This is a genomic window from Macrococcoides caseolyticum, assembly GCF_002902665.1.
Lineage (GTDB): Bacteria > Bacillota > Bacilli > Staphylococcales > Staphylococcaceae > Macrococcoides > Macrococcoides caseolyticum.
On the sequence record NZ_PPRM01000048.1, the window covers coordinates 46,220 to 59,941 of the forward strand.

The following is a 13,722-nucleotide window of genomic DNA, read 5'->3' on the forward strand; positions in this document are numbered from 1 at the left end:
AAATTTAGGAAGCTTCTTTTTGTTTAGGATTAACTTTAGGATGAATAATATTATAACGTGTCACATCTTGTGGAGTTAATATTCTACTCGTAATTTTGAAAGGCTCTGAGTAATTCATTTCTGATATCTTAAAATTACCGTTTTTATATACATGCTCAATATATGCGACATGGCCCAATGACCCTCTTGAAGATTGTAATATGGAACCTTCTTTAGGTGTTTTGTTGACCAGATAACCATCTTTTTGTGCTGCTTTAGCCCAATATTTTGCGTCATGCCAATCACGTTCAATCATTGTTTCATTCTCTTTCACTTTATCGAATGCATAGGCAGTGCATTGTCCATCCGTGTAAGTATTTAAAGCCATTGGATCTGGCAAGAGGGAAAGCGTAATCTCGTCAAATTTATTAGCCAGTGCATGTTTGTTTAACAACGTATATAGACCAGTACTTAAAATTATGATTACGAATATCATTGTTATGAATCTTTTCATTACAAACTCCATTATGTGGATTTAAATTAATGATTATTTATCTTCAGCTTCTAAATCTACATCGTTGATATTAATGCCCATTGCTTGAGCAACACCTTGTCCATATAACGGATCTGCTTTATAACAATGTCTGATGTGACGATGTTTAATATGTTCTGATACTGGTGCCATTTCATTTGCAGTATTTTCGAATAAACGCTGTTGTTCTTCAGGTGATAATAGGTTGAACAGACGTCCTGGTTGTTCAAAATAATTATTATCATCTTCACGGAAGTTCCATTCGTAAGCTGCACCATCAAGTTCTAATGCAGGTTTTTTATAACGTGAATCATCTTGGTGATCACCATACTGATTTGGATAGTAGTTAGTATGACCTCCTAGATTACCATCGACACGCATTTGTCCATCACGAGAGAATGGGCATCCTCCTCCTGTTAGGCCTTTTGGCTGGTTTACTGGTATCTGGAAGTGATTAACCCCTAGACGATAACGTTGTGTATCTCCATATGAGAATAAACGCCCTTGTAACATCTTGTCAGGAGAGAAGTCAAGTCCAGGTATAATATTAGTAGGTGCAAATGCAGCTTGTTCCACTTCAGCAAAATAGTTTTCTGGATTACGATTTAATTCGAATTCTCCTACTGGAATCAATGGATATTCACCTTTGTACCATACTTTCGTTAAATCGAATGGATTATCTTTATGTTTTTTTGCTTGTTCATCTGTCATGACTTGGATGTACATTTTCCATTTTGGGAAATTACCTTCTTCAATTGCATTGAATAAGTCGCGCTGACTTGATTCTCTGTCGCTTGCAATAATCGCATTTGCTTCATCTGAAGTTAAGTTCTCAATGCCTTGTTCCGTTCTAAAGTGGAACTTCACCCATACGCGTTCGCCAGCATCGTTATACATGCTGTATGTATGAGAACCAAATCCATGCATATGTCGGAAGCCATTTGGAATGCCACGATCACTCATTAGAATAGTTACTTGATGTAACGCTTCAGGAAGTGAAGTCCAGAAATCCCAGTTACTTTCAGGGTTATGCATATTAGTCTTTGGATCGCGCTTCACAACGTGATTTAAGCTTGCGAATAATTTAGGGTCACGGAAGAAGAATACAGGTGTATTGTTACCTACTAAATCCCAGTTTCCATCTTCTGTATAAAATTTAAGAGCAAATCCTCTGATATCACGTTCAGCATCAGCTGCGCCACGTTCACCAGCTACAGTAGAAAAACGTGCAAACATTTCAGTTTGTTTACCGATTTCTGAGAAAATCTTGGCATTTGTATATTGTGTAATGTCATGTGTAACCGTAAAAGTCCCGAATGCACCGGAGCCTTTGGCATGCATTCTTCTTTCAGGAATGACTTCACGGTCAAAGTGAGCCATTTGTTCCAAGAAGTAGATATCTTGCATTAGTAATGGACCACGGGGACCTGCAGTCATCGAATTTTCTCTATCTCCAACAGGTGCACCAAATAAACCACGTAATTTTTTGTTGTTATCTTCCATAGTTACCTCCCGAATTATAATAATTATTTCTTGATAATTATTATAATTTACAAAAAAGATAAATGCAACTATAACGATGAATATATTATTAAATAGATAATAACAATTGGTAGAAAGAGTTGCCACTTATAATTACGAAAAATTAAAGAACGTACAGTAAGTAAAGTTTTACAGAACTGCACGTTTTTTGGTGTGATAAGAAATATTACAGATATTTTAATTGACGATATAGTCAGGTGTATCACCATTTAGTTTTTTATATACATTTTGTGTTACGATATCAGCCATCATATCACGAGCTTCAAATGTTGCATTACCAATATGTGGTGTAATTACAACGTTATCTAGTGTTTTGAGCTTATCGTTGATTTCAGGTTCAAATTCAAAGACATCAAGTGCCGCACCTTCAATGACTTTATTTTCTAAAGCATCTGCTAAAGCAACTTCATGTACGACGGGACCACGCGAAGCATTAATTAAATATGCAGTAGGCTTCATTATTTCAAGCTGTTCTTTATCAATCATATGCTCCATAGATGGATTATATGCCGCATTTATAGTTATAAAGTCAGCTTGTTTAAGTAGTTCTTCTAAAGAAACATACGTTGCTTCAAGTCCCTTTTCACGTTCTTCATGGCGATTTGGGCCTGTATATAAAATATTCATATCGAAACCTTTCGCACGTCTTGCTACTGCTTGTCCGATTTCACCTAATCCGATAATTCCTAACGTTTTTCCGGATACTTCTCGTCCACGGAAGAACAAAGGCGCCCAGCCATTAAATCCTGTTGTACGACATAAAGTGTCTCCTTCCACAACACGACGCGCACTTGCTAAGAGTAGAGCCATCGTTAAATCGGCTGTCGCATTTGTTGAAGCTTTTGGTGTATTAGTGACATCGATACCTTTTTCACGTGCGTACTCATATTCAATATTATTAAATCCTGCACCATAGTTAGCGATGATTTGAAGCTTTGGTGCTGCATCAATCACTGCTTTATCAATGTTTGTAGATAATAGGCTTACGAGTGCATCTTTATCTTTAATACGATCAATGAGCTCTTCTTTTGTAATGAGTTGTTCTCCTTCAAACAAATCAACTTCAAAATGCTCTTTTAAAAAGGATAAGCCTTTTTCTGGAATTTCACCTGCTACTAATACTTTCATAAATGATCCCTCCGTTATTGTTAATATATCTATATATTAACAAATTAGAACGGTGCTTCATATTATATGGGGTTCGTTGTCATGAGGAACCTATTTTGTTTGATGCATAATTATAAATATTCTCTGCATCTTGATACCATCTAGGTTGTGAAGGATACGTTGTTCCATCGATAAAATAATTTTCAGGGGCAGGAATATTACTATTTATTTTTAAATCACGTTCATATTCTTTGGCTAAAGTATATTGATCATATTCTAAATGTCCGGCAAAGTAATAATCAGTATGTTTTTTATTCGTTAGTATATCGATATCATTTCCTCTATACGATATTAAGTTCAAATCATTGATTACGTTTATTTCGGGGTTAAATTGCATGTACCTAGACTGAGGTGAATAATAGTATGGTATATCTTTATAAAGGGGATGGGATGCATTGATGTTATAAAGATATACTCCCGACAGCTTAGTCTTATTTTTTATAGGTTTGATACCGTAATTCTTATAGAGGGCGTACTGTGCTGCCCAACAAATGAAAATTCTTTTTTTTATATGTTCTTTCGACCACTCCAGAATTTCATTGAGTTCATCAATATAGGTAATTTCATTAAATTCCAGGTGCTCTAGCGCTGCACCAGTAATGATCATGACATCATAATAAGTATTCTTAATATCACTCAAACACTTATAATGCTGCTTTAAGTAGGAGATGCTCGTATTTTTGTAATGGTGTGAAGCTAGGTAGACATATTCTGTCTTAGTATCAAAACCTAATGCATCTGTTATCCTTTTAAAGTGTTTTTCTGTTGCTTGTTTATCAGGCATGAGATTGACGTTGAGAAGACGTACTGTCATATTATATTGCAGAGAGTCCTTTCTCTAAATCAGCTATAATATCATCAATATGCTCAATGCCAATAGATAAACGGATGGTTTCTGGTCGAACACCGGCTTCAAGTTGCTCGCTGCCAGTTAATTGTGCATGCGTAGTACTTGCAGGGTGTATCACTAGTGATTTAGCATCACCGACATTTGCAAGCAATGAAAATAATTCTAGGGCTTCAATGAACTTCTTACCAGCTTCATAACCCCCAGTAACCCCAAATGTAAAAATAGATCCAGCACCATTAGGTAAATACTTTTGTTTTAAGGCAAAGTATTTACTTGAAGATAATCCGGCATATTTCACCCATGCCACTTTTGGATGTGATTCAAGATACTCTGCTACTTTCTGAGCATTTTTTACATGTCTTTCTACGCGTAAAGAGAGCGTTTCAAGTCCTTGGATTAGTAAGAAAGCATTAAATGGTGAGAGCGCTGCCCCCGTATCTCGTAATAAAGTAGTACGAATCTTAGCAGCATATGCAGCGTCTTTAAAGGCTTCTGTAAATACTAAGTTATGATATGATGCATCAGGTGCAGAAAGCCCTTCGAATTTGCCGTTATCCCAATTAAAGTTCCCACCATCTACTATAATTCCGCCGATAGAATTACCATGTCCACCAATAAATTTAGTGGCTGAATGCACAACGATATGAGCACCGTGTTCAATTGGGCGGAATAAATAAGGAGAGGCAAATGTGTTATCTACAATCAGCGGAATATCTGCTGACTTTGCGATGGCCGACAGTTCTTCAAAGTCTTCGATATTACCTTCAGGATTACCAATCGTTTCAATAAAGATAGCTTTAGTATTACCTTTAATAGCATTTCTAATATTGTCGATATTTGAAGTGTCTACGATATCAACCTCAATACCATATTTCGGTAAAGTGTGACTGAATAATGTATGTGTCCCGCCATATAGTGATGCAGATGAAACGATATGATCTCCACTTGATGCAAGTGCTAAGATTGCATACGTAATTGCGGCCATGCCCGAAGATACTACCACAGCAGCAACGCCTCCTTCAAGCTGGGCAACACGTTCTTCTAAGACTGCGTTTGTAGGATTAGTCAATCTTGAATAAATATTACCTGCTTCTTTCAAACCGAATAAATTAGCAGCATGCTCCGTGTCATCAAACACGAAAGAAGAAGTTTGGTAGATAGGCACAGCACGTGAATGAGATGCACTATCAACTGAATGGCCGGCGTGAACTTGAATGGTTTCAAAATGGAATGAATTTGTCATATGATGACCTCCTTGTAAATTAATATAAAAAAAGAGTCTACCTAAAAGATAGACTCTTGAAATACCTTATCTTTCAGGATATACCTGCTGGAATTAGCACCTAACTGAATAGGTTGCCGGGTTTCATAGGGCCAGTCCCTCCACCACTCTGGATAAGCGTATGAAATTGTTATTTAGTATCATATAATACATAATCAGAATTGTCAAATTATAATTTGAATTTTCTAAATATTTCATTCCAAGGTTATGCCTTCTTCGTTTCTATGTTTATTAGAAATTTTATACATTTCTGAACGTAAATTTAATATTTCGTCATAGACTGCCTCCAGTGACCCTGTTTGCAACGGATCGAACGTAGTATATGTTTCGCTTGTTTCAGATATAAGTTCAATATGGGCAATTTCTTCGATAACAGCATCTTTCCGTAATTCTGAAATCGGTTTAATCTCATCATAAATTTCGGTATATAATGTTATTTGATTGTTCTTCTTACGTGCATGAAATCTTATAAATTGTTCATTGTATTTAAAATAATGTAAGTTATGAAATGTTTGATTCATGGTTGTCTTAATCGGTTGATGAAGAATAAACTTCATAAGATGCTTATTGAAATCTTCAATTTTTAATAAATGTCTTAATAAATTGATTTTTAATAATTTACTTTCACTTTGATGAATGGCATGTATGTATTGAGCGATTTTCACTATAGAGGCCTCTTTCGTCCAGGGGAAGTACGGAAATGTTACCATCACAAGATTAATATGTACCTGTTTAATATGCAACGCAAGTCCTTTAAGTGGTACTAGATTAGAAGGTACATTTCTATTGGGAGGTGCATCTGAAAGTCTAACAATCACATCTAGGTTTGTATCATCTAAATTGAATATACGTTTTCCCATATCATTTAACTGTAGTTTCCCTATATATTGATTTCCTTTAGCATGTGCTCTTTTAGCACCTCGTGTTGTAGTTGCATAGCGTTCAATTGTATCAACAATAAAAGTAGCGTTATCCATAAAGTCACCTGCTTGTTATTTTTAATATGTTTACCCATATTTTAAAATATATAATACTACATACAAAATTTTATTCCTCAAACATATTTGAAAACGCTTACTTTATCTCTTCTTTTTCGATATAATTGTATTAAGAGATGTTAAATGTTAGGGGGAATCTATATGAATAACCATCAAAAAGTATTGGTGTTTGGATGTTTACTAGCAATTATTTTATTTTCACTGATTGTATGGCAGAAATTACCGCATGATCCAGCGCAACACGAAGTGAAGACGAAAGAAATTGAGGCAATAGAAAAAGGCGCTTACAATTCTATGGAAGAAGCGCAAAAGGCATTAGTGAACGATGTGATTAAAAGTGATGATCTTGTATCAGCAATCTATACGCCGAATAAAAAATGGAAGACACCATTTTATGTTATACAAGTTTCATACAAAGAAAATAAGCAGACATACTCAGGGTTTGCTTTTGCTGTACTAGAAAATGGGAAGTATAAACTAGAGCTTGCCGATATTAAAATAAAAACATATGATGGGATGCAACCGATTAATTAAGGACAGTATAAAAATAGGTGAGAATAAAGTGGATATTTATGTAGGCACACCACTTGATAATCCATTTGCCGATAGTATCAGACATTCTTTTGTCGATGATAGTATAGAAGTGGCGTTCCAAGTAGAATAGAGTGCGATTAGAAGAAAGGTATATACGCTATTAAATAACCTGAGCAATGCAGAAAAATATTATTTCTGCATCGCTCATTCTATGATAGATAGGGTGAAGATAATTAATATTCTTGAAGTAGCTGACTGATACGTAGCTTTAACATATCAAAATCAAGAATACGAGCTTGTCGATGATACTCTTTCTCATGATTAAATAGAATTACGACAGGAGAAGAAAATAAGCTGAGCTGGCCCGCAGCTTCAGGGATTTTATCTGCAAGTAGATATATAGAAGGTATATGAGTATTTGCTACGATATCCTTAACTTTTGGATAATCTGCATGACATACTGTACAACCAGTAGTCATGACATATATAAGAGCCTTTTCATTTTTTTGTAAAAAGTTTTGTAATTCATCATATGTATGAATCTGTTTCATGTGAAACCTCCTTGCTATTTTATTATTTATTTCAAGAGTAACTGATAGAAATCAAGATCAAGCCATTTATTAAACTTATAACCAACGTCCTTTAAAGTGCCTGTATATTTAAAATTAAATTTTTTGTGTAGATAAATACTACCTTTATTTTCTGAATCGATACCCGCTACCATTGTTTTGTAACCTTCTTTGCGTGCACTATCGATAATATGACTCAGCAGTTTTTCTCCAATACCCATATGTCTGAAGTAAGGTGAAACATATACGGAATGTTCAACGGTAAATTGGTAGGCTGGAAAGTTTCTGAAAGGACCATATGTTGCAAAGCCAGCTACACGACCATCAATTTCAAAGACAAACACTGGATACCCTTGCTTTTCTTTTCCCATTAACCACTGTTTACGTTCCAGCAAACTCGTTTTTTCATAAGTATATATTGCTGTTGTATTTAAAATGGCATGATTATAAATGTCCAATATTTTCGGTAAGTCATTCTGAGTTGCATGTCTAATCATTATAAACCTCCACAATTTTTTAATATTAAAAGCATAACGTATTTATAATATTACGTATAATAATATGATTTAAAATATATTTCTAAAATAAGGGAATGATAGTGTAAACTAATGTTAAAGGAGTGGATGCATATGAACAACCAAAAAAAGCTAATAAGTTTTATAACCCTAATTGTAATCACAGCAGCGATTATTATTTTGTGGCAATGGAATTATCAATACCCTGAATTGAGTAAAGCAGATATTAAGAAAATTGAAGGTAAGCATTATAAAGATACCGATGAATTGACTCGTCAGATTACCGAATTGGACAACAAACAAATTGCTTCCAGTGCTACTACAAGCATTGTTGTAGAGGAGAAGGAACTCCCACTCGTCATTTTAAGTTCATTTTCTGGTGAAAGAAGTGATGCGACTTATAGAACATTTATTTATTTAATACCAGAGGGTGAAGGGTATAAAGCAGATGTACGAAAAAATGGTATAAGATTTAGTTCAGATATGAAACCTGTACTTGATGAGTTTAAATTTAACAACCATATTATCAAATCATATTTAGGACCAAAGTCGGATAACTTGATTGGAGAAGGTCAGTTAATTATGGATGACGGAAAAGATTTAGAATTTGTCGTTTATCCTGAAAAGGTTATTGGCAAGTAATGGTGTAATGTCGTGAATGAAGGAGAGAGTATCGTGCATACGCGTTTAATCGAAAAGCTCGAACATAAAGAACAAAGAATGATAGAAATCAGAAGATATTTGCACGAAAATCCAGAGCTTTCATATAAAGAATATAATACAGCGGAATATATTACAAATTTTTATGAAGATATGGATGTTTCAGTTGAAACAAATATTGGTGGTTTAGGTATAAAGGTAACGATTGATAGTGGAATTCCGGGACGAACGATTGGTATTCGGGCAGACTTTGATGCACTCGCCATTCAAGAAGAAACTGGGCTGCCTTTCGCTTCGAATAATCCCGGCGTAATGCATGCATGTGGCCACGATGCCCATACGGCATATTTATTAGTACTAGCAGAAACATTATATGAACTTAAAGATACATTGAAAGGCAAGATTGTTATTATTCATCAACCAGCAGAAGAAGTTCCGCCTGGTGGTGCGTTAGCGATGATTAATGACAATATACTTGATGAGATAGACCATATGATTGGCCTACACGTCATTTCAGATTTAGAAGCGGGTAAAGTATATTATCGTCCAGGGTATACACAAACAGGCAGTGCAGCCTTTAAACTCACAATTCAAGGGCGTGGCGGCCATGGCTCTTCGCCACATACAGCGAATGATGCGATTGTTGCTGCAAGTTACTATGTTAATACATTACAAACAATTGTATCAAGAAGATTGAGTCCTTTTGAAACGGGTGTTATAACTATTGGTTCATTTGAAGGTCAAGGACAGTTTAATGTCATCAAAGATCGTGTCATGATAGAAGGTGATGTCAGAGGACTGACAGATAATACGAAGAAAAAAATAGAAGAAGAAATTAAAAGAATTACATATGGACTAGAAGTCATGTACGGAGTGCAGTGTCATTTAGATTACTTGGATGATTACCCTGCATTATACAATGATCCGGAACTTACTGAAGCGGTAGCTAGAAGTATTAGAAAACACTTGAAGAATATCCCTATAGAGTTAACTGAACCACAGCCTTCTAGTGAAGACTTTGCGTATTATGCAAAAGAAAGGCCATCAGCATTTATTTATGTTGGAGCAGCACCAGTAAATGGTGAAGTTTATCCTCATCATCATCCAAAATTTAATATCGATGAAAGCGCACTACTAATAGCTGCAAAAGCGGTCGGTGTAGCTGTCCTTGATTATTTAAGAGCTTAAACTGCAATAAATATTCTGTAGACAAAAGTATTGTCCCTTGAAAAGTCAATTTATTAATATACTCCCTATAAAGTAAACACTTAAAAGTGAGCACCTTATAGGGAGTATATAATTAACTATATAGATTAACGAAGAAATATGAAACGTTAATCCGCTTGCTTAAGAATAGAGCTTTGTAATAAATATATGACATTATACTGAGTTGCGAGTAACAATAAATAATCTTTGATGCGCCTATCGTTACGTGTAACATCAGTGAGAAGGTTGAAAAAATATGTTTTTTCTTCTTCGGCAGCAATCTTTTTGAAATACCCCCACATATGTTCAAAACTATTACGCATTGAACCTTCACTCGGCTGCATAGTGTAAGTCTCAGCAATAATGTCCTCTAATACTTTTGGTTCATCTAATCCATTATTTAGTTCTTGACGAATCAATAGATATTGTCTTTGACTATAATACATTACTTTATATTTCTCTTGCTTCCATAATTGTTCTACTTGTTTGCGTGATTCTTTATTCATGATTGCCTCAACAGATCTGATAGTGCAATTTTGACATTCGGATATGAAAATTTAAAACCGTGAGCTAATAATTTTTCTGGTAATACTTTTTGACCCTTTGTAACCATAATCGACTGTTCGCCTAATAGAAGCTCGATTAATTTGGTTGGGGTAACAAAGTAATGTGGACGATGAATCGTTTCAGCAATCACTTTTCCAAGCTGCTGCTGCGTTACAGGGTAGGGTGCAGTTAGATTATATATACCTGTTAAACGATGTTTATATATATAAAGTATGGCATCGACTAAATCATCCAGATGAATCCATGAATAAGGTTGTGTGCCTTTACCTATAGGTCCTCCTGCAAATAATTGATAAGGCTTAATCATAAGTGGTAGAGCACCTCCTTTATCAGAGAATATAACACCGAAACGTACATAAGCAACATCAGTTCCATTCTGCTCTATTTTTTTGGCCTCTTTTTCCCATAGATGTACGGTTTCAGATAAGAAATCAAAGGGTGAGATCGTATCTTGTTCAGAGTATACCGCTTCATTTGAAGGCGGATAATAACCAACCGCACTTGCAGAAATGAGTAGAGGTACACTTTGCATGTTATCGATTATAGGCAACAATTTCCTAGTAGACTCGATTCTGCTGATTTGTATCGCTTCTTTATGTTCTTTCGTCCATCGTTGATTAAGAGAAGCTCCTGCTAAGTTGATGACGAGATCGACATCAGGAACATATTGCTCATAATTTTCTTTGTCCCAATTGATGTACGTAATATTGTCATGATTTTCTTTATCCGAACGTGTAAGGATATACACTTCATCTTCAGAAGAAAACTTTTGTTGTAAAGCTTTTCCGACAAGGCCGGTTCCACCAGTCATTAATATTTTAGTCATAACAGCACTCCTTTTCAAATTGTAATTATTATACATATACCCACTTTATTGATGCTATAAAGGAGAGACTTAAAATATTACAGTTTAACTATATTGTATTTTCTATAGTTTATTCTATAGGTTTTAAATGTTTCATAATTTCTGCTCTATCTTTTTCCAGGAATTTCGGTAAATTGAGCTTTTTACCTAAATCTTCTTTCTTGGTATCGATCATAACTCCTGGCTCTGAAGTTGCAAACTCGAACATAATACCATTTTGACGATAATATACTGATTTAAAGAACCAGCGATTAATGATGTCAGTATGCTTACCGCGAAGTTGATCTAGCTTTTCAATGAGTGCTTCTAAATCTTTTACCTCTGGCATGTCCACTGCAATATGGTGAACATATCCGCGCCCGGGTATCACTGTATGCCCGTCTTGCTCTACGACGACAAAGTCACTGTATAATCCACTTACATCTAATGTAAAGATATTGCTATCAGTACGTCTCGTATATCCTAGTGTTTCCATTAAAAATTGAGCTGACTTCTCAATGTCTCTCACGCGAATTTCGACAGGCCCCATCCCTAAGACTTGAAAAGCTTCAGGAATATCAGAATAGTGATTTTTCTTCCATATATTTGGGTAATACATATCATTGTTTGGTAACAAGACGATTTCTAAAGCATCACGATCTTCAAACGATATACCATCATGACCAGCATACTGAATTGGGTGCGTCTCTATCCCATTTTGATTCAGGCGTTGTTCAAAATATTCAAGTGCCTCGTAATTCGGAACGAGTAAAGAAAGTCTATGAATACTGTTTGTTCCCTTTTTAGTCACACTGGCATTAGGAATTTCAAAGAAGCTGAGTAATGTCCCAGGTGATCCTTCTTCATCACCGTAGAAGAGATGATACATTGTTGGGTTATCCTGATTGACCGAAATTTCCACGAGTCTAAGGCCAAGAACATTCGTATAAAAATCTTTGTTTTGTTTTATATCTTTTGTGTACATTGAAACATGGTGATGTCCGTTAATTTTCATTATGTTCTTCCTTCTTTCTTTTTAAGTAGATGTTCTATCTTCTGGCATTTATTTTCTAGGCAGTCTGGCAATACGAGTGGTATATCATAAAACTGAAGAACGCACTTTAAATATCAGTCGTTCTATAGCATTCGTTCCAAATTGTTTGTCTGAACAATCTTCAATTTGTAATGCAAGCTTGTATTAATACTATAAGCATATTTATACTCATTTCGTAAATAAACCTTATCACTTTCAAAAAAGTTATTTATAAAATATATTAATTATACTAAATATATTAAATATATCAAAGGTGGTAATAATAATGCAAGAATTAACAGGTATTCATCACGTAACAGCAATTACTAGTAGTGCAGAAAAAATTTATGACTTTTTTAATGACATTCTAGGGATGCATCTCGTTAAAAAGACTGTAAACCAAGACGATATCAGTACCTATCATCTCTTTTTTGCAGATGATGCTGGTAATGCCGGCACTGATATGACGTTCTTTGATTTTGAAGGTATTCAAAAAGGACAGCATGGTACAAATGAAATTGCAAGAACTTCATTTAGAGTGCCAAATGATAAAGCGGTAGAATATTTCTTGGAGCGTTTTGAACAATTTAATGTGACGCATGAAGGTATTCAAGAAATGTTTGGTCGCAAAATCTTGCCATTTGAAGATTTTGATGGGCAGTTATATCAAATTATTTCTGATGAGTATGATAAAGGTGTCGCACCGGGTACACCTTGGAAAAATGGACCAGTGCCTGTAGAATATGCGATTTATGGTTTAGGGCCAGTATTTATTACAGTGAGCCAGTTCACAGCATATAAATCTGCATTCGAAAAAGTATATATGTTCAAAGAAACAGCGTCTGAAGATAATTACCATCTGTTTGAAACTGGTGAAGGAGGTAATGGTGCATCCGTGATCATCGTTGACGACACAACAAATGCTGCAGCTTACCAAGGATTTGGGACAGTGCATCATGTTGCATTCAGAGTACCTGATGAAAAAGGGTTAAATGAATGGATTGATCGTTTACAAGAGTTCGGTCTACCAAACTCTGGTTATGTAGATAGATTTTTCTTTAAATCATTATATGCACGTCTTACAATGCCGATTTTATTTGAAATTGCAACTGATGGTCCTGGATTTATGGGAGATGAACCGTATGAAACTTTAGGTGAAAAACTTTCATTACCGCCATTCTTAGAAGGTAAACGTGAAGAAATTGAAAAACAAGTGAGATATATCGATACTGTGAGAAGTAAGTAGGAGGTAGAACTTCATGAATTATTTTTATCAAAAGAATAATAATGATATTTTGATTGTATTGTTTCATGGTACTGGTGGCAATGAATATCAACTCCTGCATCTAATGGTATTAGAATAATACTTACAGCAGGAGCGAACGATTATATTGTACCTGCCGGACAAGTTAAGCAATTAGAGCAACAGTTTATACCAAAGTTT

At 35.1% G+C, this 13,722-nt stretch carries 15 protein-coding genes and 1 riboswitch; of the genes, 4 read left to right on the top strand and 11 right to left on the bottom strand.

The features are described from left to right. Positions 1-4: 4 nt before the first annotated feature. The 6 genes from CD152_RS07560 to CD152_RS07585 all read right to left on the bottom strand — a co-directional run bounded on the left by CD152_RS07560 (position 5) and on the right by CD152_RS07585 (position 6,329). Positions 5-493, bottom strand: coding sequence for a CHAP domain-containing protein (locus tag CD152_RS07560; RefSeq protein WP_157820934.1), 489 nt, complete (start codon positions 491-493; stop codon positions 5-7). Positions 494-526: 33 nt separating this feature from the next. Next, entirely contained in the window at positions 527-2,014 is a 1,488-nt protein-coding gene (locus tag CD152_RS07565; RefSeq protein ID WP_101141246.1) for a catalase, read from the bottom strand. Positions 2,015-2,230: 216 nt separating this feature from the next. After that, a complete protein-coding gene (locus tag CD152_RS07570) occupies positions 2,231-3,181 on the bottom strand; it encodes a 2-hydroxyacid dehydrogenase family protein (RefSeq protein ID WP_101141244.1) in 951 nt (316 codons plus the stop codon). A 79-nt stretch (positions 3,182-3,260) separates the two neighbouring features. Next, positions 3,261-4,034 (bottom strand): homoserine O-acetyltransferase/O-succinyltransferase family protein, encoded by a 774-nt coding sequence (locus tag CD152_RS07575; protein ID WP_101141242.1) that lies wholly within the window; start codon positions 4,032-4,034, stop codon positions 3,261-3,263. 1 nt (position 4,035) lies between these two features. Continuing rightward, complete coding sequence (locus CD152_RS07580; RefSeq protein WP_103214589.1) at positions 4,036-5,313, bottom strand: O-acetylhomoserine aminocarboxypropyltransferase/cysteine synthase family protein; 1,278 nt, start codon at positions 5,311-5,313, stop codon at positions 4,036-4,038. Between the two features lie 63 nt (positions 5,314-5,376). Next, positions 5,377-5,472, bottom strand: a riboswitch (SAM riboswitch). 74 nt (positions 5,473-5,546) lie between these two features. After that, on the bottom strand, positions 5,547-6,329 hold the full coding sequence (locus CD152_RS07585; RefSeq protein WP_103214590.1) for a catalase family protein: 783 nt from the start codon (positions 6,327-6,329) through the stop codon (positions 5,547-5,549). 162 nt (positions 6,330-6,491) lie between these two features. On the opposite strand from CD152_RS07585, the gene CD152_RS07590 reads away from it, so the two are divergent. Next, entirely contained in the window at positions 6,492-6,884 is a 393-nt protein-coding gene (locus tag CD152_RS07590) for a hypothetical protein (RefSeq protein ID WP_103214591.1), read from the top strand. 233 nt (positions 6,885-7,117) lie between these two features. Here CD152_RS07590 and CD152_RS07595 read toward each other — a convergent pair whose 3' ends face one another. Beyond that, a complete protein-coding gene (locus CD152_RS07595) occupies positions 7,118-7,435 on the bottom strand; it encodes a thioredoxin family protein (RefSeq protein ID WP_103214592.1) in 318 nt (105 codons plus the stop codon). Positions 7,436-7,461: 26 nt separating this feature from the next. After that, a complete protein-coding gene (locus CD152_RS07600) occupies positions 7,462-7,950 on the bottom strand; it encodes a GNAT family N-acetyltransferase (protein ID WP_099483266.1) in 489 nt (162 codons plus the stop codon). Positions 7,951-8,082: 132 nt separating this feature from the next. Here CD152_RS07600 and CD152_RS07605 point away from each other — a divergent pair, with 132 nt between their 5' ends. Together CD152_RS07605 and CD152_RS07610 are read left to right on the top strand one after the other, a co-directional pair. Further along, on the top strand, positions 8,083-8,610 hold the full coding sequence (locus tag CD152_RS07605) for a hypothetical protein (RefSeq protein ID WP_101141653.1): 528 nt from the start codon (positions 8,083-8,085) through the stop codon (positions 8,608-8,610). A gap of 33 nt (positions 8,611-8,643) precedes the next feature. Continuing rightward, complete coding sequence (locus CD152_RS07610; protein WP_101141655.1) at positions 8,644-9,816, top strand: amidohydrolase; 1,173 nt, start codon at positions 8,644-8,646, stop codon at positions 9,814-9,816. 146 nt (positions 9,817-9,962) lie between these two features. On the opposite strand, the gene CD152_RS07615 is transcribed toward CD152_RS07610, so the two are convergent. The 3 genes from CD152_RS07615 to CD152_RS07625 form a co-directional block, all read right to left on the bottom strand. After that, a complete protein-coding gene (locus CD152_RS07615; RefSeq protein WP_101141657.1) occupies positions 9,963-10,340 on the bottom strand; it encodes a DUF1722 domain-containing protein in 378 nt (125 codons plus the stop codon). Next, complete coding sequence (locus CD152_RS07620; RefSeq protein ID WP_012655979.1) at positions 10,337-11,227, bottom strand: TIGR01777 family oxidoreductase; 891 nt, start codon at positions 11,225-11,227, stop codon at positions 10,337-10,339. Before CD152_RS07620 ends, CD152_RS07615 begins: the two co-directional genes overlap by 4 nt. Before the next feature lie 109 nt (positions 11,228-11,336). Beyond that, positions 11,337-12,260 carry a VOC family protein gene (locus CD152_RS07625; protein WP_101141659.1) on the bottom strand — a complete coding sequence of 308 codons (924 nt, stop codon included), beginning with the start codon at positions 12,258-12,260 and terminating at the stop codon, positions 11,337-11,339. A gap of 304 nt (positions 12,261-12,564) precedes the next feature. Between CD152_RS07625 and CD152_RS07630 the strand changes: the two genes are divergently transcribed. After that, complete coding sequence (locus CD152_RS07630) at positions 12,565-13,524, top strand: ring-cleaving dioxygenase (protein WP_101141661.1); 960 nt, start codon at positions 12,565-12,567, stop codon at positions 13,522-13,524. Positions 13,525-13,722: the final 198 nt, after the last annotated feature.